This is a genomic window from Nocardiopsis aegyptia, from assembly GCF_013410755.1.
Lineage (GTDB): Bacteria > Actinomycetota > Actinomycetes > Streptosporangiales > Streptosporangiaceae > Nocardiopsis > Nocardiopsis aegyptia.
In genome coordinates this window covers 6,798,920-6,817,311 of sequence record NZ_JACCFS010000001.1, presented here as the reverse complement: position 1 = coordinate 6,817,311, position 18,392 = coordinate 6,798,920, and the positions used below count along the sequence as shown (strand labels likewise).

The 18,392-nt window shown below is 73.7% G+C and carries 22 protein-coding genes and 3 pseudogenes; 12 read left to right on the top strand and 13 right to left on the bottom strand.

Translation table 11 applies throughout. The features are described 5' to 3' along the window. Positions 1–101: 101 nt before the first annotated feature. Positions 102–431, top strand: a pseudogene (locus HNR10_RS30260) (transposase); the annotation flags it as partial. 17 nt (positions 432–448) lie between these two features. Here the strand turns inward: HNR10_RS30260 and HNR10_RS30255 are convergent. After that, positions 449–652: a helix-turn-helix domain-containing protein gene (locus HNR10_RS30255; protein WP_179829360.1), complete on the bottom strand. Its 204-nt coding sequence runs from the start codon at positions 650–652 to the stop codon at positions 449–451. 131 nt (positions 653–783) lie between these two features. Between HNR10_RS30255 and HNR10_RS30250 the strand changes: the two are divergent. Then, positions 784–873, top strand: a pseudogene (locus HNR10_RS30250) (RidA family protein); the annotation flags it as partial. Positions 874–882: 9 nt separating this feature from the next. Here HNR10_RS30250 and HNR10_RS30245 read toward each other — a convergent pair. Continuing rightward, positions 883–1,428 (bottom strand): CGNR zinc finger domain-containing protein, encoded by a 546-nt coding sequence (locus tag HNR10_RS30245; RefSeq protein WP_179829359.1) that lies wholly within the window; start codon positions 1,426–1,428, stop codon positions 883–885. 56 nt (positions 1,429–1,484) lie between these two features. On the opposite strand from HNR10_RS30245, the gene HNR10_RS30240 reads away from it, so the two are divergent. From HNR10_RS30240 to HNR10_RS30230, 3 genes are all read left to right on the top strand, one after another. Beyond that, positions 1,485–2,636, top strand: a complete 1,152-nt coding sequence (locus tag HNR10_RS30240; protein ID WP_179829358.1) for an MFS transporter — start codon at positions 1,485–1,487, stop codon at positions 2,634–2,636. A 40-nt stretch (positions 2,637–2,676) separates the two neighbouring features. After that, complete coding sequence (locus HNR10_RS30235) at positions 2,677–3,654, top strand: helix-turn-helix transcriptional regulator (RefSeq protein WP_179829357.1); 978 nt, start codon at positions 2,677–2,679, stop codon at positions 3,652–3,654. A 173-nt stretch (positions 3,655–3,827) separates the two neighbouring features. Next, on the top strand, positions 3,828–4,745 hold the full coding sequence (locus HNR10_RS30230) for a GNAT family N-acetyltransferase (protein ID WP_179829356.1): 918 nt from the start codon (positions 3,828–3,830) through the stop codon (positions 4,743–4,745). Here HNR10_RS30230 and HNR10_RS30225 read toward each other — a convergent pair. Beyond that, complete coding sequence (locus HNR10_RS30225; RefSeq protein WP_179829355.1) at positions 4,723–5,739, bottom strand: Gfo/Idh/MocA family protein; 1,017 nt, start codon at positions 5,737–5,739, stop codon at positions 4,723–4,725. The two genes, HNR10_RS30230 and HNR10_RS30225, sit on opposite strands and share 23 nt — an antisense overlap. A gap of 127 nt (positions 5,740–5,866) precedes the next feature. Between HNR10_RS30225 and HNR10_RS30220 the strand changes: the two genes are divergently transcribed. Next, the gene (locus tag HNR10_RS30220) at positions 5,867–6,250 is read left to right on the top strand and encodes a hypothetical protein (protein WP_179829354.1); all 384 of its coding nucleotides are present in this window, start codon (positions 5,867–5,869) and stop codon (positions 6,248–6,250) included. Between the two features lie 132 nt (positions 6,251–6,382). Here the strand turns inward: HNR10_RS30220 and HNR10_RS30215 are convergent, their stop codons facing one another. The 3 genes from HNR10_RS30215 to HNR10_RS30205 are packed head-to-tail and all read right to left on the bottom strand — an operon-like array spanning position 6,383 to position 9,356. Further along, positions 6,383–7,351, bottom strand: coding sequence for a DUF4097 family beta strand repeat-containing protein (locus tag HNR10_RS30215; RefSeq protein WP_179829353.1), 969 nt, complete (start codon positions 7,349–7,351; stop codon positions 6,383–6,385). Positions 7,352–7,395: 44 nt separating this feature from the next. Then, positions 7,396–8,106, bottom strand: coding sequence for a response regulator transcription factor (locus tag HNR10_RS30210; RefSeq protein ID WP_179829352.1), 711 nt, complete (start codon positions 8,104–8,106; stop codon positions 7,396–7,398). Further along, on the bottom strand, positions 8,094–9,356 hold the full coding sequence (locus HNR10_RS30205) for a sensor histidine kinase (protein WP_179830054.1): 1,263 nt from the start codon (positions 9,354–9,356) through the stop codon (positions 8,094–8,096). The genes HNR10_RS30210 and HNR10_RS30205 overlap by 13 nt, the downstream gene beginning before the upstream one ends. A gap of 250 nt (positions 9,357–9,606) precedes the next feature. Between HNR10_RS30205 and HNR10_RS30200 the strand changes: the two genes are divergently transcribed. From HNR10_RS30200 to HNR10_RS32095, 3 genes and pseudogenes are all read left to right on the top strand, one after another. Further along, on the top strand, positions 9,607–10,329 hold the full coding sequence (locus tag HNR10_RS30200; protein ID WP_179829351.1) for a (2Fe-2S)-binding protein: 723 nt from the start codon (positions 9,607–9,609) through the stop codon (positions 10,327–10,329). An 85-nt stretch (positions 10,330–10,414) separates the two neighbouring features. Beyond that, a complete protein-coding gene (locus HNR10_RS30195; protein WP_246406486.1) occupies positions 10,415–11,173 on the top strand; it encodes an alpha/beta fold hydrolase in 759 nt (252 codons plus the stop codon). Positions 11,174–11,297: 124 nt separating this feature from the next. After that, positions 11,298–11,399 (top strand): annotated as a pseudogene (locus HNR10_RS32095) (MerR family transcriptional regulator); the annotation flags it as partial. A gap of 5 nt (positions 11,400–11,404) precedes the next feature. Here HNR10_RS32095 and HNR10_RS32090 read toward each other — a convergent pair. Both HNR10_RS32090 and HNR10_RS30185 read right to left on the bottom strand, forming a co-directional pair. Further along, the gene (locus HNR10_RS32090) at positions 11,405–11,881 is read right to left on the bottom strand and encodes a hypothetical protein (RefSeq protein ID WP_312889534.1); all 477 of its coding nucleotides are present in this window, start codon (positions 11,879–11,881) and stop codon (positions 11,405–11,407) included. 281 nt (positions 11,882–12,162) lie between these two features. Further along, a complete protein-coding gene (locus HNR10_RS30185; protein ID WP_179829350.1) occupies positions 12,163–12,645 on the bottom strand; it encodes a VOC family protein in 483 nt (160 codons plus the stop codon). 228 nt (positions 12,646–12,873) lie between these two features. Here HNR10_RS30185 and HNR10_RS30180 point away from each other — a divergent pair, with 228 nt between their 5' ends. Beyond that, positions 12,874–13,671 carry a class I SAM-dependent methyltransferase gene (locus tag HNR10_RS30180; RefSeq protein WP_179829349.1) on the top strand — a complete coding sequence of 266 codons (798 nt, stop codon included), beginning with the start codon at positions 12,874–12,876 and terminating at the stop codon, positions 13,669–13,671. A 69-nt stretch (positions 13,672–13,740) separates the two neighbouring features. On the opposite strand, the gene HNR10_RS30175 is transcribed toward HNR10_RS30180, so the two are convergent. Further along, complete coding sequence (locus HNR10_RS30175) at positions 13,741–14,376, bottom strand: class I SAM-dependent methyltransferase (RefSeq protein WP_179829348.1); 636 nt, start codon at positions 14,374–14,376, stop codon at positions 13,741–13,743. Between the two features lie 20 nt (positions 14,377–14,396). Next, positions 14,397–15,416, bottom strand: a complete 1,020-nt coding sequence (locus tag HNR10_RS30170) for an NAD(P)/FAD-dependent oxidoreductase (protein WP_179829347.1) — start codon at positions 15,414–15,416, stop codon at positions 14,397–14,399. Positions 15,417–15,495: 79 nt separating this feature from the next. On the opposite strand from HNR10_RS30170, the gene HNR10_RS30165 reads away from it, so the two are divergent. Continuing rightward, on the top strand, positions 15,496–16,113 hold the full coding sequence (locus HNR10_RS30165) for a helix-turn-helix domain-containing protein (RefSeq protein ID WP_179829346.1): 618 nt from the start codon (positions 15,496–15,498) through the stop codon (positions 16,111–16,113). Here the strand turns inward: HNR10_RS30165 and HNR10_RS30160 are convergent. Then, positions 16,110–16,616, bottom strand: a complete 507-nt coding sequence (locus HNR10_RS30160; protein ID WP_179829345.1) for a macro domain-containing protein — start codon at positions 16,614–16,616, stop codon at positions 16,110–16,112. The genes HNR10_RS30165 and HNR10_RS30160 overlap by 4 nt on opposite strands. Before the next feature lie 110 nt (positions 16,617–16,726). On the opposite strand from HNR10_RS30160, the gene HNR10_RS30155 reads away from it, so the two are divergent. Next, positions 16,727–17,134, top strand: a complete 408-nt coding sequence (locus tag HNR10_RS30155; protein WP_179829344.1) for a MarR family winged helix-turn-helix transcriptional regulator — start codon at positions 16,727–16,729, stop codon at positions 17,132–17,134. Positions 17,135–17,150: 16 nt separating this feature from the next. Here the strand turns inward: HNR10_RS30155 and HNR10_RS30150 are convergent, their stop codons facing one another. Then, a complete protein-coding gene (locus tag HNR10_RS30150; protein ID WP_179829343.1) occupies positions 17,151–17,759 on the bottom strand; it encodes a hypothetical protein in 609 nt (202 codons plus the stop codon). Continuing rightward, positions 17,756–18,322 carry a GNAT family N-acetyltransferase gene (locus HNR10_RS30145; RefSeq protein ID WP_179829342.1) on the bottom strand — a complete coding sequence of 189 codons (567 nt, stop codon included), beginning with the start codon at positions 18,320–18,322 and terminating at the stop codon, positions 17,756–17,758. Before HNR10_RS30145 ends, HNR10_RS30150 begins: the two co-directional genes overlap by 4 nt. Between the last annotated feature and the right edge of the window lie 70 nt (positions 18,323–18,392).

The window sequence follows — 18,392 nt, the reverse complement described above, 5'->3', positions numbered from 1 at the left end:
AACGCCACCCCGGCTACCAGACCCCGCGCGCGCTGCGCAGGATCGGCCGGGTCCGCCTGGAGACGTGGCTGCGCAAGAGAGGGGTCCGCAGCGCCGCCGCCGGCGACCTGACCGCGTACCGGGATGCCGGGCATCTGGCCTCGGCGGCCGGGCTGCTCCCGGTCCCTCGGGACTCGGGGCTCCGGACCGGGAACCTGCACCGGCCCAAACGGTACAACCGAGCTCTGCGCAGGGTGTTCTTCATGTCCGCGCTGTCGTCCCTGCGGACCGAGGGCTCCAACCGGGAGTTCTACCAGCGCAAGCGGGCCGAGGGGTTGAAACACGTCCAGGCGGTGATCGCTCTGGCCCGGCGGCGGGTGAGTGTGGTGTGGGCTCTGCTGCGGGACGGCAGGGTGTTCACCCCCGCCCCACCGGTCCCGCAGGCGGCTTGACAACTTCATTGAGACTCCTAGTTCCGCGCCCGTGGGGCGTGTTTCTGGTGGACCGCCTGGCGGGTGACCCCCAGGACGTCGGCGATGGCCTGCCAGGACCAGGCCTGCTCGCGGGCCTCGCGCACATGCAGCGCCTCCAGGTGGTCGGCGAGCTTGCGCAGGGCCGCGACGGCCCGCAGCCCGGTGGCCGGGTCGATGGGATCGGTCGGCGTCTCGTCCATGCTGTCAATATAAATTGACGCGCCTGGCCTGTCAATATAAATTGACACCCTCGCGGCGGGCCCGAGAGCCTGCGCCGGCGGCCCGCGCGCCCGCGCGGGGCCGACATGTGAGCAGCGAGGAGTTCGACGAGCACGGCGCCCCCAGCGCCCTGCTCGGGGCCACCGTCCTGGGCTACGACGACCAGCTGGTCGGGGTGGAGGCCGTCGCCGTCACCACGTGAGGTGTGCGCTCAGGACCGGGCCGCCCGGTGGGCGGCCACGCGCTCGCGGGTGGCGCACCGGCGCGAGCAGTACAGGCGGGGGCTCCCGCTGCCCGCGTCGAGGAAGGCGCGGTCGCATCCGCGGGCCGCGCACAGCCCGCCCGGGGGGCGCTGGCGGTCGGTGACCAGCAGCGCCAGCGCCATCCCGGCGGAGGCCAGGAACCACTCCGCGAGCGGGGCGTCGTCGTCGCTGTCCACGTGGACGTGCCAGTGGGAGGTCCCGCCGTGGTCGGTCAGCCGGGGCGGGCGGGCCACGCGGGCCAGCACGCCGTTGATCCGTTCGGCCCCCTCGGCGGCGTCGCGGGCGGCCAGGACGCCGCGGAGCAGGTCGGCGGACACGCGCATCGACTCGACGTCATCCCTGGTCACGGCCAGGTCGCTCTCACCGTGGGCGACGAGGATCCCGGCGATCTCCTCCGGCCGGGCATCGTCGCGGGCCAGGGCGTTGAGCAGGTCGGCGGTGCGCTCGGCGACGGCGCGCACCGAGCGGCCGGTGATGGCGTTCGACGGGGGCACGCTCCCACTGTAACGCCTCTTCCGATCTTTCCCGTTACCGCCGTACCGTCTCGGCCATGCCACAGCGCCATGCTCTGTTCCGCTACATCGCCGGTGCCCTGACCGCCCGCGTGGGCGACGAGATGTCCGGCCCCGCCGTGCTCCTCCTCGGCGCCGCGGCCACCGGATCGGTCGCCACGGGCGCCGCCCTGCTCGCCGGCCTCACCGCGACCGCCGCGCTCGGCGGACCCCTCGTGGGGGCCGCACTGGACCGGACCGCCCGCCCCGGGAGGCTGCTGGCGGCGGCCCTGGTGGGCTACGCCGCCGGCCTGGCCGCGGTGGCCCTCGCGCTCGGCTGCGTCCCGCTGCCCCTGGTCGTGGGCACGGCCCTGGTGATCGGCCTGCTCGGCCCGGCGCTGTCGGGCGGCTGGACGGCCCAGCTGCCCCGCGTGGTACCCCCCGAGGGGCTGGCCCGGGCCAGCGCATTGGACGCGATGACCTTCGGCGGCGCGAGCCTGCTCGGTCCGGGCGCGGCGGGCCTGGCGGCCGTACTGCTGGGCGCCCCGGGGGCCGTCGCCGGCGCGGTCGCGCTCATCGCCCTGGCCGTCCCCGTCGCCTGGGCCCTGCCCGGGCGGAGCACCGCCGCCGCCCGCACTCCCCTGGCGGCCGACCTCCGTGCCGGTGCCCGGGCGGTCCTGGGCAACGCGCCGCTCAGGTGGGTCACCGCGGCGACCGTCGTCTCCATCGCCGGATCGGGCATGTTCGTGGTCTGCCTGCCCGGGCTCGGCGACCGGTTCCTGGGCGGCCAGGCGCACGGCGCGCTGCTGCTCTCCCTCATGGCGGTGTGCTCGCTGGCGGCCAACCTCGTCCTCACCCGCGCGGTCCCGTCCCTGAGCCCCGACACGATGGTGCTGGTGTGCGTCCTGGTCCAGGCGGTGGGCATGGGTGCCGCGTCTCTGGCTGGTTCGGCCGTCGCTCTGGTGGCGGCCGCGGCCCTGGTCGGCGCGGCCGAGGGCCCCCAGCTGACCGCCCTGTTCCGGGTGCGCCACCGCGAGGCGCCCGAACGCCTGCGCGCACAGGTCTTCACCACCGGGGCGAGCCTGAAGATCTCCGCCTTCGCCCTCGGGGCCGCGGCGGCGGGCCCGCTCGCCGAGCACTCGCTCACCGTCTGCCTCGCCGTGGCCGCGCTGCTCCAGATCGGCGCGGCCACCGCACTCGCGCGCAGGTGAAGGACACTGGCTGTCCTGCACTCCTGGCAGACTGCGGTCCATGAAAGCGACCTCAGCACGCCTGCTGCGCCTGTTGTCCCTGCTCCAGACCCGCAAGGACTGGCCCGGGGCCGAACTCTCCGACCGTCTGGAGGTCAGCCCCCGCACGGTGCGCCGGGACGTGGACCGGCTGCGCGAACTCGGCTATCCCATCCAGGCCACGATGGGCACCGGGGGCGGCTACCAGCTGGGCGCCGGGGCCACCCTGCCCCCGCTGCTCCTGGACGACGACGAGGCCGTCGCGGTCGCGGTGGGTCTGCGCACGGCCGCACAGGGCGGGGTGTCGGGCATCGAGGAGACCTCCGTGCGCGCCCTGGCCAAGCTCCTGCAGGTGCTGCCCTCGCGGCTGCGCCGCAGGGTGGACGCGCTGGGCTCGTTCACGGTCCCCATGCCTGCCGGCGGACCCACGGTCGACTCCGACACGCTGACGCTGGTCGCTTCCGCCTGCCGGGACAGCGAGATCCTGCGCTTCGACTACGAGAGCTCGGACGGCACCGCCTCCCGCCGGATCGTGGAGCCGCACCGGCTGGTCGCCCGGGGCCGGCGCTGGTACCTGGTGGCCTGGGACACCGCCCGCGACGACTGGCGGACCTTCCGGGTGGACCGGATGGAGCCGCTCACCCTGACCGGCCCGCGCGTTCCTCCCCGCGACCCGCCCGAACAGGGGGTGGCGACCTACCTGGCGGAGCGGATGAACGTGCACATGTGGCCGCACAAGGCACGGGTGCGGCTGCTGGTGTCCGCGGAGGAGGCGCGGGACAGGATCGGGTGGGACTACGGACGCGTCGAGCCGGTGGACGAGCACTCGTGCGTGCTGTTGTGCGCCGGGGACTCGCTCTTCTACATGGCCTGCTACCTGGGCATGCTCGACGTGGACATGGAGGTGGAGGAGCCCGCCGAGCTGCGCGAGCACATGGCCCGCCTCTCCACCCGGTTCCGCAGGGCCTCGTCCGCCCCCGCACCGGCCGGGAACGACTGATCCCGGTGGGGCCGTGGGCGGGGCGCGTGTGCGCCCGCCGACCGCGGGAGGGCCCGGGCGCCCATGGTGGCCGCCGAGCACCCGCGTTCGGCTGAAGTGCGCCCCGACAACGACCCGAGGCGCTACGTTGGGGAGTCATTCAGTTCCGAAGAGTGACGTTAGTTGGTGTGCACGTGCCCAGCCCGACCCGACTCCAGTGCCCGGACCTGCACGATCTCAGTTCTCCCCCGGTTCTCAGTGACCTCCGTCCCGGCTACCGCGTGGCCCGATGGGACTCGCCCGCCGATCTGGCCCCCGACTGCCGCGAGCGCCTGCACCACATCCTGCGCGACCTGGCCGCCCGCGCCTTCGCCGCCGACCACTCCGGCTACTGGCGCAACCGCGTCGGCTCCGGGTTCTTCGACCAGATCTCCACCCTGGCCCTCATCCTGGGCCCCGACGGCGTCCCCGTGGGCTGGGGCGGGTACCACCGGCACCGCTTCGCCTCCCGCCGCGCCCTGTACCTGGACGCCGCCGGCGTCGTCCCCGCCCACCGCCGCTTCGGCCTCTCCGCCGCCCTCATGGCCCGCTTCCTGACCCGTGAGGTCCTCGCGCACCCGCTGTCCCCCACCTACGTGGTCCTGCGCACCCGCCACCCGGCCGTCTACTCCGCCTGGCGCGACGGGCTGGGGCGGCACCGCGTGCACCCGCACCGCGAGCGGCCGCTGCCCGCGCGGGTCCGGCGCCTGGCCGGGGACGCGGCCGCGTGGCTGGGCGACGGTCCGCGACTGGACCCCGACACCCTCCTCGTGCGCGACGCCTACCGCATGTTCGACGGCGACATCTACGGCGTGCGGCCGCACAGCGGCGACGAGCGCCTGGACGCGTACTTCGACCGCGAGATCGGCCCCAAGGACGCCCTGCTCGTGGTCGCGCGGGTCAGCGCGCCCGCCCTGGTGAGGATCCTCGCGGGGCGGGCGCTGGCTCGGCGGTCGACGGGCCGCCCCCCGACCGGAGGACGGCCCCGGGCCGCGACGCGCGACGACGGCCTGCGGCACAGCGTGCCGACCGGCGCCGGCGCGGGCGGGCTCATCCCAGGGGGACGGCCTTGACCGTGGGCGCGCTGTAGACCAGCCCGCCCACGTCGCGCACCTGGTCCATCAGCCCGGCCAGGCGCAGGCTCTCCGCCCAGGGCATGTCCGGGCTCTGCCGTTCGCCGGCGGCCAGGCACCGGGCGACCTCGTCGGCCTCGAACTCGTAGCCGTTGGCGCGGAACGGCTCGTGCAGCGGTTCGGGTTCGTGGCCGTCGCGGTGCAGGACGGCCTCGGTGCCGGCCCAGAACATCGGCATCTCGACCCACCCCTTCGACCCGGCCAGCACGGCCCGGTTGGGCAGCGTGCGGCGCGAGGCGCACGACACGCTGGCCGTGCCGCCGTCCTGCCCGCGCAGGAGCACCGTGGTCTGGACGTCGACCATCCGGTCGGGCGAGAGCTCACGGGTGGCGCCCACCACGGTCAGCTCTCCCAGGAAGTGCGAGGCCAGGGCCAGCGGGTACACGCCCAGGTCCAGCAGCGCGCCGCCGCCGAGGTCGGCGTTGAAGAGGCGGTGCTCGGGGTCGTAGGGGGCGTTGAAGCCGAACTCGGCCGAGATCCACCGGACCTCGCCGAGCGCGCCGTCGGCGACCAGTTCCCGCACCCGGCGGTAGAGGGGCAGGTAGCGGGTCCACATCGCCTCCATGAGGAAGCGGTCGTTGTCCCTGGCGGCCTCGACCATCTGCGACACCTGGAGGGCGTTCATCGCCATGGGCTTCTCGACCAGCACGTGCTTGCCGGCCTTCAGGCACAGCAGTGCGGCCTCGTGGTGCCAGGGGTGGGGGGTGGCGATGTAGACCACGTCCACGTCGGGGCTGTGCGCCAGCTCCTCGTAGCTTCCGTGGCGCCCGGGCACGTTCCAGGCGTCCGCGAACTCCTCGGCCCGCGCCAGGGTCCGCGAACCCACCGCGGTGGCGCGGGACGAGGAGGAGGCCCGCAGGCCTTCGAGGAAGGAGTGGGCGATCCCGCCGGTGCCGAGCACGCCCCAGCGCGGTCCACCGTTGTCATGTGTCATAGAGGCATCCTAAAAAGACGGTCATGTCGGGGTCGAGGCGGACCCGGTCCTCGGTTTCCGGCCCCTTGGACCGTACGGTGTCGGGGAGACGCGAATGCCGCACGCGCGGGTCACCGAAGGAGGAGGAATGTCGGACACGCTCGCCCAGAGACTGGGAGTGCAGCCCGGCGACCGGCTGCTCATCCTCAACGCGCCCGAACGCTACCTGCGGCTGCTCGACCCGCCGCCCGACATCCACATCGACCTCGGGCCCATCGAGGGCGCCGAGTACGACGACGTGCACCTGTTCGCCCTGGACCGGGGGACGGTCGACCGCGAGACCCCCCGCGTGTGGGAGGCCATGGGCCCGCGCACCCGCCTGTGGATCTGCTACCCCCAGCGCGGGGGCACCATCATCACCGACCTGGCCGCGGACAAGGGATGGGACCTGCTCGTGGACGCCGGCTGGCGCAGCACCGTCCAGGTCCCGATCGACTCGGACTGGGCGGCACTGCGCTTCGAACGCGCCTGAGGACCGGGACGCGCCTCGGGCGGACGTGGCCGCCGGCGCTGCGGGCCCGGGGAAAGAGCGGCGTGTGGGGCCGTCCGCCTGCGCGGACGGCCCCACAGCGGTTCGGACGCCGGCACCCCGGACCGGTTCCCGTCAGTTCACCGTCAGGGAACCGCTGATGGCGTTGGCGTCGATGTGCGCCTCGGCGTCGGAGGAGGTCTCCACTCCGATGGAGCGCCCGCCCGAGACGGACTCGCCGGTGATCCGGTAGGTGCCGTCGGGGACCTCCACGTCGCTGCTGCCGCTCACGGTGTCCAGGGACAGCAGGTCGAAGGCGTCCTCGGTGGCGACCTCGATGTTCCCCGAGGTCGTGGACACCTCCGCCGTGGTGAAGCCCCCGCCCACGGTCACCGAGCCGCTCGTGGACTCGGCCTCGACCACGTCCGCGCCGAACTCCGCCAGGTCCAGGCTGCCCGAGACCGTGGACACGTCCAGGCTCTCGCCCGAGCCCGCGGCGGTCACCGATCCGCTGGTGGTCTCCACGTTCGCGGACCCCTCCACGCCGGCCAGCTCCACCGAGCCCGAGGTGGTCTCCACCGCCACGTCGCCGACGTTGCCGTCCACGTCCACGCGACCGCTGGTCGTGGACAGGTCGAGCACGCCGTCGACGTTGCTGACCGTGATGGGCCCGCTGATGGTCTCGACGGAGACGGCCGTGCCCTCGGGGACGGCGATCATGTAGTCCACCGAGCACTGGCCGATGAACGGGACGCCCTCGCAGTGCGCCTCCACGTTCACCTGCCCCTCGTTCTCCTCGACCTCGTCCACGGGCTCCTTCAGCGGCGACCCGTGCATCTGCCGCTCCAGGACCATCTCAGGTCCGGTGCCGCCGGCGAACTCCACCTCGCCGCCGGTCTCGTTCTCGATCTCCACCGCGGTGGGCGCGTCGAAGGTCTCGACCTGGCTCCCGCGGTCCAGCCCCACCCGGCCCAGGACCGCGACGGCGGTCACCGCGCCCACGGCGGCCACGAGGACCAGCCCCAGGACCAGCCACAGCCCCACACGGGACCGGCGGGGTTCCTTGCTCGACGAGGCGTACAGGCCCCGTGCCTTGAAAGTCACGTCATTCCTCTCCCGAAGGCTCGCGCCTCCTGACTGGTCGTCGGTCACGGCTGGTCGGAGCCGCGCAGGTAGCGCAGGACCGCCTGGACCCTGCGGTGGTCGTGGTCGTCCTGGCCCAGGTCGAGCTTGGTGAAGATGGATCGGATGTGCTTCTCCACCGCCCGCTCGGTGACGGTGAGCCGCGCCGCGATGCCGGCGTTGTTCAGCCCTTCGGCCATGACCTCCAGGACCTCGGTCTCCCGGGGCGAGAGCCGTTCCAGGGCGCTGTCGCGGCGGCGGCTGAGCAGTTGTGTGACCACCTCGGGGTCGATGGCGGCGCCGCCTCCGGCCACGCGCTTGAGGACGGCCAGGAACTCGTCGATGTCGGCGACGCGGTCCTTGAGCAGGTAGCCGACCTTCGTGGACCCCCCGCCCAGCAGCTCGGCGGCGTAGCGGCTCACGACGTGCTGGGACAGCAGCAGGACGGCCACCTCGGGGTGGTCCCGGCGGATCCGCACGCCCGCCTGGATGCCCTCCTCGGAGAACGTGGGCGGCATCCGGATGTCGACCAGGCACAGGTCGATGTCCGGGTGCTCCTCCACGGACTTCAGCAGGGCGTCGGCGTCACCGACCTGGTCGACGATCTCGACCCCCGAGTCCTCCAGCAGCCGCGCCATGCCGCTGCGCAGCAGGACCGAGTCCTCGGCGATGATGACTCGCGGCCCGGCCGCTTCCTCCTGCGTGCTCGACACGCTGTGCACGGTCATGCCTCCCATGGGATGTCTGCGGTCAGGACGGTTCCGCCGCCCTCCGGGCTGTGGACGTTCAGGGTGCCGTCGACGGCGTCCAGACGGTCCCACAGCCCGTACAGGCCGGTGCCGGACTCGGGGTCGGCGCCGCCCACGCCGTCGTCGGTGACGGTGAGCCGCAGCAGGTCGCGGCGTCCGCGAGCGGCACCGCGCACCCGCTCGGCGGCCACGGTGACCTCCTCGGCCCGCGCGTGCTTGGTGACGTTGTTGAGCGCCTCGCACGCCGCGTAGTAGGCGACGGCCTCGGCGCGCGGGGAGGGGCGCTCCTCCAGGTCGATGTCGACCCGGACGGGGACGGGGGCGCGACCGGCCGCCACCGGCAGGGCCGAGGCCAGGCCGTGGTCGGTCAGGACCCGCGGGTGCAGGCCGCGGGCGACCTGGCGCAGCTCGTCCATGACCTCCTTGGACTCCTGCTGCGCCTCGGTGATCAGCTCCAGCGCCCGTTCGGGGTCGGAGGCCACGCGCGCGCGGGCCCGGGTCAGGGTCATGGTCAGCGCGAGCAGGCGCTGCTGCGCTCCGTCGTGGAGGTCGCGCTCGATCCGGGTGCGCTCGGCCTCGGCGGCGTCGACCATCCGCAGCCGGCTGTTCTGCAGGTGCATGAGCCGGCGGCGCACGCGCACCTCGGGCGCGTCGAAGAGCAGCACGCGGTGCAGCAGGACCTCGGTGGCGACCAGGTACGGCGTCAAGCGCAGGCCCACCAGCGCGGCGAGGACGCCGACCACGACCAGGCCCAGCGGGCCGGCGAGGTCGGCCGGGCTGCCCAGGAGCAGGACGAAGGCGATGCCGAACAGCGCCGCCGCCGCGGACGCTCCGCCGCACACCACCAGCACCACGACCAGGCCGCCGGCCAGGAGGCCGTGCAGGCCGGCGATCGTGGTGTAGGCGACCATCGACCAGGCGTCGCGGCCGTACACGAACCGCCAGGTCCGCAGCAGCGGGGTGTCGTCGGCCAGGGGGTCGGGGGCGCCGCTCTCCACGATGCCGAACACGGTGCCCAGCCGTCTGCGCTGCACGGTGCAGCCCAGTCTGGCGATCAGGGTGGCCGCCGGCGGGAGGAGGACGACGAAGACGACCACGTCCACCACGAGCTCGTGCCAGACCCGGATGGGCAGGGCCTCCTGCCAGGGCGTGGCGATGGTGAGCCCGATCCAGGTTGCCGACACCACGAGGACGAAGCCCGGCACGAGGTAGAACAGGGCCAGGGCCAGGGAGGTCATGAGGTGCAGGACCTCGATCGACCGCGCCTTCCAGGTGGGACCGTGATCGACGGTCACCCGGGGCAGGCCGGAGAAGAGCCGCGGGAGGGTCCTTCCCCCCGTGCTCCCCACGCCGCCGCCGGTGTTCTGTTCGGTCACCCGTCCAATCTAGGATTTCCCGGCCCCGCGGGACGAGGTCATCAACACGAGAAGTCGTGGTGGTGCGAGCACTACCGGGCCCAGGCGGGCGGGAACGACGGAGGTGGGTGCCATGGAGGCGGCGGGTGTGCCGGTGCGGCCGGTCCTGGACGACGTGGGCCGGACCAATCCGTTCTTCCACGTCGGTGTGTGGGCCGATGGGGTCGGACTGCGCGCGGTGGGCGAGTGCACCGTGACGGAGGCGGACCGGCAGGTGGCGCACGTGCGCGGGCGCCTGGCACGGGGATCGGATGGTCCGGCGGCCGTGGAGTGGCGGGTGGCCGCCTCGCTCTTCCACCAGGGGCTGGCCACCCGGCTCCTGTCCCCGGTCCTGGCCGCGGGGCTGTGCCACGGCGTGCTGCTGGACGCGCGGTCCTTCGGCTGGCGTCCGGGCGCTCCGATCGAGCCGGCCACCCGGCAGCGCACGGCGGAGCCTGTGCGCGGGGGCGCGGCGGGCGTCGCGGACTGGGTCGAGGAGACCGTGGTCACCGGAGTGGCGGCCCGCGTGGCGGAGGCGCTGACGGCGGCCGGGCGGGTGGCGCCGGGGCTCCTGCGGGGGAACACGGCCGCGGCACTGGCCGGCGCCGTCCGGGCCCTGGGCGCGGACCGCCCCGGGGTGCGGGCCGCCGCCGAGTCCGTGGCCCGGGACCTGCTCGCCCGGCCCGCCCTGGCGGGCACCGGCGCCTACCGGGGTGTGGACGCCGAGGGGCTCGCGGTGTTCCGGCGCACCACCTGCTGCCTGTACTACCGGTTGCCGGGCGGCGGCCTGTGCGGCGACTGCGCCCTGCGCGACTGAGACCCCCAGGGGCACCGGGGCACCGCGGACGCTCGCCCCGGCACACTCGACCCTGACGCAGGGACAGCCCTTCAGGGTGGTCGGCATGACGACGAAGACCAACGCCGAGCCCGCCGGATCCGGCGCGGACGGCGAGCGGACCGGCCGCGACACCGTGCGGCACTTCACGATCCACCACGACGGCGTCACCATCCCGGTGTCCCGGGGCGGCCGCGGACGACCGCTGGTGCTGTGCCCCGGCCTGAACTCGACGCAGGCGGACCTGCGCGAGCTGATCGCGCTTCTGCGCCGGGAACACGACGTGGCGGCCTTCGACCTCCGGGGCCACGGCTTCGCCTCGGCCGCCGACGAGTACACCTTCGACGCCTTCCTGGGCGATCTGGCCGCCGTCCTGGCCGAGGTTCACCTTCCCGGGGACCCCGTACTCGTGGGCTACTCCCTGGGCGCGGACCTGGCCGTGCACCACGCCTCCGAGCACCCTGGCTCCGTCGCCGGACTCGTTCTCGTCGACGGGGCGAACCCGGTGCCCGAACCGTTCGTCACCGGGGCCGACCTGGATGAGTTCCGCGCGATGTGGGAGGACCTGGCGACGGCGAACCGCGATCGGCGCGGCACCGCGCGCCAGGTGTCGCTGACAGGCCGGGAGATCCTCGATCTCAACATCGAGGTCGACGCGGTCCGGTCCTCGGTGCTCGATCGGTATCGCCGGATCGACCGGCCCGTCAGCATGGTCATGTCGGCTTCGATCGCCGGGGACGACGCCGGGGACGTGCGCGGCGGCTCGACCGGAACTGGCGTGCCGGTGTCGAACGGCTGTTGCGCGAGCAGCCGCACATCTCCGTGACCTGGTTGGACGCCGACCACGGACTGGCCTTCACCCACGCCCCTGACATCGCCCGTATCGTCCGGAACGCCCACGGCCCCGCCGACGGACCCACGCCCTGAGCCGTGTCGGGGAGACTGGTGCGATGCTGACCATCAGCGAACTGGCCTCGTACGCAGGAGTGACGGTGCGCGCGGTGCGGCACTACCACGCCAAAGGACTGCTTCCGGAGCCCGAACGGGACCGCTCCGGCTATCGGAGGTACGGCGGCGATGCCGTGGTCGACCTCATCAGGATCCGTACCCTCGCCGGGCCGGGGTCCCGCTGGCACGCGTACGGGAACTGCTGCGGGCCGACGAGGAAGAGTTCGCCGCCGTCGCGGACATCGACGAACGCCTGCGGGCAGAGATCCGCCGGCGCCGACGGCACCGGAAGGAGATCGCCCGCCTCACCTCCGGCGATGGCCTGGTACTGCCGCCGGAGGTGGTCGGGTACCTCGACCACCTGCGCTCGCGCGGAGTGGACGAGCGGATCGTCCGTGCCGAACGCGAGGGCTGGATCCCCCTGGCTGCGCACTCGCCGCGGCGGGTGCCGGACTGGATCGCGCGCAAGCGCGAGCAGCTCGCCGACCCGCGGCTCATCGGCTCCTATCTGTCGTTGGGGCGGGCGCTGGACGGCGACGACGAGGACCGGCGCCTGGCCGTGCCGGCCGACGACCTCGTGGCCCACATCACGCGGATGGCCGACGAACGGGGTGAGGACTACGTCGGCGACGTCGACATCGAGCCGTCGCTCGCGAGGCTGATGGACGCTCTGGCGTTCGACGCCCTGCCGCCGGCCCGCCGGCTGATCGAGCTGCTGCGGGAGCGCGGCTGGGACGGCTGGACCAAGCTCGAGCGGGCGGGGCCGGTGCGAGCCGCTAGGGCGAACTCCTCGGACGCCCGCCCCAGGCCGGCCGTGGGAGGATCTCTGCGACCGGGGCGGGGGCAGCGCCGCCGCCCCGGTGCCGGTCAGCTTCCCTGGGCGGCCCGGCGGAGCGTGTCGATGTCGATCCTGCCCATCTTGAGCAGCGCCTCGGTCGTCCGGCGCCGGCGCTCGGGGTCGGTGTCCCGCGTCATCTCGACCACCTCGGTGGGCACCACCTGCCAGGAGACACCGAAGCGGTCCTTGAGCCACCCGCACTGGCTCTCCTGGCCGCCCTCGGTGAGCCGCTCCCAGTAGTAGTCGACCTCCTTCTGGTCGGCGCAGGCGATCTGGAAGGACACCGCCTCGTCGAAGGTGAACTCCGGGCCGCCGTTGAGCGCGGTGAACGGCCGACCGTCCAACTCGAACTCCACCGTCAGCACCATGTCGGCCGGGCGCATGCCGCCGGGGCCGAAGTAGGTGGTCTCGACGATGCGGGAGTTGTCGAACACTCCGACGTAGAACTCCGCGGCCTCCTGGGCGCGGGTGTCGAACCACAGACAGGGCGTGATCCTGTTGAACTCGGCCATGGTCTATTCCTCTCGATGACGGTGGCTGCCTGCCACGTTCCTCGCCCTGACCGACCCGCGCGACCACCGGAACTCATCGGCCTCCCAGGTTTTTCCCACGATGTACCGGCCCTTGGCCGAAGACGGCTATCGTCTCACATCATGAGAAGAAGATCTCAATAATAGAGACGAAGGTGTATCGTCGCAGACGTCGGAACACGCGACCCCCAACGACGAGGACGGACCCCCATGTCCCGCTACACACACGGCCAGCACCGCTCGGTGACCGACTCCTACCGCTGGCGCAACGCGGAGAACTCCGCCGCCTACGTGCTGGACGAGATGGTGCCCGGCCGTTCCCTGCTCGACGTGGGCTGCGGTCCCGGCAGCATCACCGCCGACCTGGCCGCCCGCGTGGCGCCCGGCCCCGTCACGGCGGTAGACGCCTCCCCCGAGGCCGTCGACCTGGCCCGCGAGACCGCGCGCGAGGCGGGCGACGACACGATCGACTTCCGGGTCGCCGACGCGCACGAGTTGGACCTGCCCGACGACTCCTTCGACATCGTGCACGCCCACCAGGTCCTGCAGCATCTGGCCGACCCCGTGCGGGCCCTGACCGAGATGCGCAGGGTCGCGGCCCCCGGCGGGGTCGTCGCGGCCTGTGACAGCGACTACTCCGCCATGTACTGGTACCCGCTGCTGCCGGAGATCCAGGAGTGGATGGACCTGTACCAGCGGGTCGCCCGCGCCAACGGCGGGGAGCCCGACGCCGGCCGCCGCATGGTCGCCTGGGCCCGCCGGGCCGGCTTCACCGACGTGACCTACACGATGGAGGTGTGGAACCACTCCGCTCCCGACCGCCGCACGTGGTGGGGCCGGATGTGGGCCGAGCGCATCCTGGAGTCGGACATGGGCCGCCAGGCCGTCGCCGAGGGCTTCGCCACCCGTGCGGACCTGGAGCGCATCTCGGCGGGGTGGACCGCCTGGAGCGAGGACCCCGACGGCGTGTTCGCAGTGCCGCGCGGCGCCATCGTGTGTCGCGCCTGAGGGCCGTGGGCCGTGGGCCGTGGGCCGTGGGGCCTTCCCCGGGCGGGGAGGCCCCACGGCCCCTCGGGGTCAGCCGTGCCTGCGGGCGCGCAGCACGGCGTCGTGCATGGTGACCTCCCGCCCGTCCGCGACGGTGACGGTGCGCGGCCTGGCCTCGGCGGTGACCACCTCCCACGCACGCGGGTCCAGGGCCCGCGCGATCTCCTCCGCCGTGACGTGCGCACCGTGCACCCCGGCGTGCGGGGCCCCCGAGTGCCGGTCCGACGGGTGGTGGCCGACCACCAGCAGCGTGCCGCCCGGCGCGACCGCCTCGCCCAGCCGGCGGTACAGCTCCTGGGGCGGGCCCTGCGGGTGCGCGTAGTGCGTGCACACCAGGTCGAACCGCTCCGGGGGCGTCCACTCGGTCAGGTCGGCCTGGACCCACCCGATCCGGTCGGCGACAGCGCCCTCCAGATCCGCGGCGTTGCGGCGCGCACGCTCCAGCGCGCCCGCGGCGATGTCCACCGCCGTCACACGCCAGCCGCGCGAGGCGAGCCAGACCGCCTCGGCCCCCTCGCCCGCCCCCGCGTCCAACGCCGTGCCGGGGGCCAGGTCCCCGGTCTCGGCCACCAGCTGCGGGTTGGGCGGGTGCCCCTGGGCGGTGTGGCCGTGGCCGTGCCCCTGGTAGCGCTCCTCCCAGTAGGCCCGGCTGAACTCCTCCGGCATCGTGCTCCCCTCTCCGTCCCTCACTGTCCGTGGCGCCGATCGCCCAGGACCCTGGCGCTCACCCGTGCCTCCGATTCGGGTGAGAACGGGTCCTCGTACACCGCGACCGCCCGCTCGACCTCCTCGGTGACCAGGTCCGCGTTGATCCTCGCCCCGGCCAGGGCGCCCGCCGCCGCCGACGCGCCGACCTGCGCCGCCAGGTCGGCGACGTTGCCCGCCGCCCACACGCCGGGCACGTCCGTGGCTCCGGTGGCGTCGACGGCGATGTGCTCGCCCATCCCCGAGGGATGCGGGCTCGGGCGCAGGCCCAGCTCGGACAGGAAGCCCGCCCGGGCCACCATCCGCGGCGCCACGGCCAGTGCCCGGCGCCCGACCACCGTGCCGTCGTCCAGGCGCACCCCCGACAGGCGCCCCTCCTCGGTCTCCAGCGCCGCGACCTCGCCGGGCACCACGGTGATGCCCCGCGCGGCCAGCTTGCGTGCGTCCTCCCGGCCCAACGGCTCCGCGGTGTGGGTGAAGAACGCGACGTCATCGGTGAGCTGGCGGAAGAGCAGTGCCTGGTGCACCGACATCGGCCCCGTCGCGAGCACGCCGACGGCCCGGTCCCGGACCTCCCACCCGTGGCAGTACGGGCAGTGCAGGACGTCGGAGCCCCACAGGTCCCGCACACCAGGGATCGGCGGCAGCTCGTCGACCAGTCCCGTCGTCACCAGCAGCCGCCGCGCGCGCACGGCGCGGCCGTCGGCCAGGGCCACGGAGAAGCCGCTCTCCTCCCGTGTCGCGGAGACGACCTCGCCGCCGACCACGTGCCCCCCGTAGCCGCGCACCTCCGCCCTGCCACGCGCGAGCAGTTCCGCGGGCGGCGTGCCGTCCAGTGCCAGCAGTCCGTGCACGCCCTCGGCCGGTGCGTTGCGCGGGGCGCCCGCGTCGATCACCGCCACCGACCGGCGCGAGCGGGCCAGCATCAGTGCCCCGTTCAGTCCGGCGGCTCCGCCGCCCACCACCACCGCGTCGTAATCGTCTCCCAGACGATCGGTCATCTCGACCACCTCCACGACCACCATGCGCGCCCGCCCCGAGATTCGACAAACCCTGTTGCCGCTCTGGCAAACTGGTCGTATGGACCACGAACTCGACCAGGCCCTCGACAGCGTCGGGCCCCGCTTGCGGGCTCTGCGGCGGCAGCGCGAGACCACCCTGACCGACCTGTCCGCGACGACCGGCATCTCGGTGAGCACCCTGTCCCGGTTGGAGACCGGCGACCGCCGGCCCACCCTGGAACTCCTGCTCCCCCTGGCCAAGGCGCACGGCGTCTCGCTCGACGAACTCGTGGACGCCCCGCCCACGGGCGACCCGCGCGTCCACCTGCGCCCGGTCACGAACAACGGCATGACGATGATCCCCCTGACCCGCCGGGCAGGAGGAATCCAGGCCTTCAAGATGGTCCTGCCGGGCGGGGGCGTCCGATCCGAACCCGACCCCCAGACCCATGAGGGCTACGAGTGGCTCTACGTCCTCAACGGGCGGCTGCGGGTCGTCCTGGGCGAGCACGACCTGGTGCTCGGCCCGGGCGAGGCGGCCGAGTTCGACACCCGCGTGCCGCACTGGTTCGGCACCGCCGACCAGGAGTCGGTGGAGATCCTCAGCCTCTTCGGCCGCCAGGGCGAGCGGGCCCACCTGCGCGCCCGCCCCAAGGCCAGGCGCTCGTCCGGGGACTCCGACCAGGAATCCGGCTAGGAACCGGTGTCGTAGACGGTCACCCGCACGCCGCGGGCGAGCAGTTCCGACTCGACGAGGGGTTGGACCCGCTCCCACCTGCCGCCCGCCAGTCCGCAACCGATCCGGGGCATGTGCACGGTGGCCTCCAGTTCCAGGACCTGCGGGGCCAGGGCGCGCAGGCAGTCGGCGATCGCCCCGTAGCGGACGGGCGGTCCGCCGCTGCCGCGCCGGACCCCGTGCTGGGCCACCATGTTGGCCACCCACACGTCGGGCTTGACCCGGACCAGGCGCACCGCGCCCAGTCCGAAGTCGTTGTCGGCCCGCTTGCTGTGCCAGGCCCGGTAGTCGCGCTCGGGCTCGGGCCAGCGCTTGGACAGGGCCAGCACGAAGCCCTTGCCCCAGCCGCCGCGGTCGTTGCACACATGGGCGATGACCTTGGGTCCGGCGGCCTGCGGGCTGGTGGCGTCGCCGCGGACGAAGCGCAGGCCCGGCGGTGCCGTGTCAGGGGACGAAGGGGACATGCGGACACACTAGCGGGCGGCGACGACACCGCGCGTGTCCTTGGCGGGCCGGCCCGCGCGGGGATATCGTCGACTCCCGTGCGGACACCGCCGTTCCCGCTGGAGGTACCTTGTCCGACCTACCGATCGGCTACTGGCTCAAACACCTGGACCGGCTCATCGAGAACGACCTCGACCGCACCCTGGCAGCCGAGTCCCTGGGGCGCCGCCACTGGCAGGTGCTCAACTCCCTGCACACGGAACCGGGCACGGTCGCCGACCTGGACCGCAGGCTGGCCGCCTTCCTGGAGGAGGACGAGCCCTCGGTCGCCCCCGTCGTGGACGAACTGCGCGCACGCGGCTGGATCGACGGTCTGGTCGCCCTGTCCCTGTCGGCGCAGGGCGAGGCCGCGCACGACGCGCTCTTCGAGAAGGTGCAGGGCGCGCGCCGCCGACTGGCCCAGGGCATCAGCGCCGAGGAGTACCGCGCCACCGTCGACGTGCTGGAGCGGATGGCCGCCAACCTCGAACGCGGCTGACCGCCCCCGGGCGTTCTCAGGGCGCCAGGGCGTGGGGGATCGGGTTGACCTCGCCGCCGTCGACCCAGAGCACCTGGAGCTCGGGGGCCACCTCCCGGGCGGTCTCCTCCAGCCGTCGCAGGAGCGCGGACACGGGCAGGGCGCGCACCCCCAGCTCCGCGGCCAGGCGCCGGTGCGTCTCCTCGCGCGAGCGCAGGTAGTCGCTGTGGTGGCGGGCGCCGGGCGGGTTGTCCTCCTCGTCGACGGCGATGTCCTCGGCGACCAGTTCCGCGTGTCTGGCCGTGGCCGCCTCGGCGCCCTGCCCGGCCAGGGTGTGGGACACGCTGATCAGGTACGGCACGCCGATGAGCAGCTCCACCGCCTCGGCGAGGTCCCGGCCGAGCACCAGCACGCTGTCGGCGTCGTCGTAGTAGAACGCGGGACGCCGCTCGTCCCCGCCGCAGAGCAGGAACGACGCGCCACCGCCGGTGGTGGCCAGGCCGACCAGCGGCTCCCCCGACTCCAGGGCCAGCGGCACCTCGTCGGCGTACCCCGACCGGTCCAGGTAGCAGTCGTGCCAGGTCAGGACGTCATCGGCCAGCCGACTGCCGCGCAGCCGGGCCAGCAGCCCCGTGGAGGCGCTCACGCGACGCCGACCGGCAGGTCCTTGACGAGCTCGACGAACTCCAGGTCGGATCGCTTGGGCAGACCGAAGGACTCGTCGCCGTAGGGGAAGGGCTCGGTGTGGCCCGTGGCCTTGTAGCCGCGCCGCTCGTACCAGGCGATGAGCTCGGCGCGCTGGCGGATCACCTTCATCCGCATGCGGCGGCTGCCCCACCCGGCCACGGCGGAGCGCTCGGCCTCGGCGAGCACGATCCGGCCCAGGCCCCCGCCCTGTCGCCCGGGGCGCACCGAGAACATGCCGAAGTAGGCGTCCTCCCCGTCGCGGCGCAGCTCGCAGCACGCCACGAGGTCGCCGCCGACCTCGGCGACCAGCAGCCGGGTGTCCGCGCGGTCCAGCAGGGCCCGGACGCCCTCGGCGTCCACACGCTGGCCGTCCAGCAGGTGGGCCTCGGTGGTCCAGCCCTGCCTGGAGGAGTCGCCGCGGTAGCAGGCGTTGACCAGGTCCACCAGGGCGGGCACGTCGGCGGGTGCGGCGTCGCGGTAGGCCGGTTCCGGCCGGTCCTGGTCGTGGTGGCTGCTCGTCACGCTGTCCTCCTGCGCCGTGGGTGTGTCGCTATCCAGTATCGGCCACTCCGCGGGCGCCGGAACGCACCAG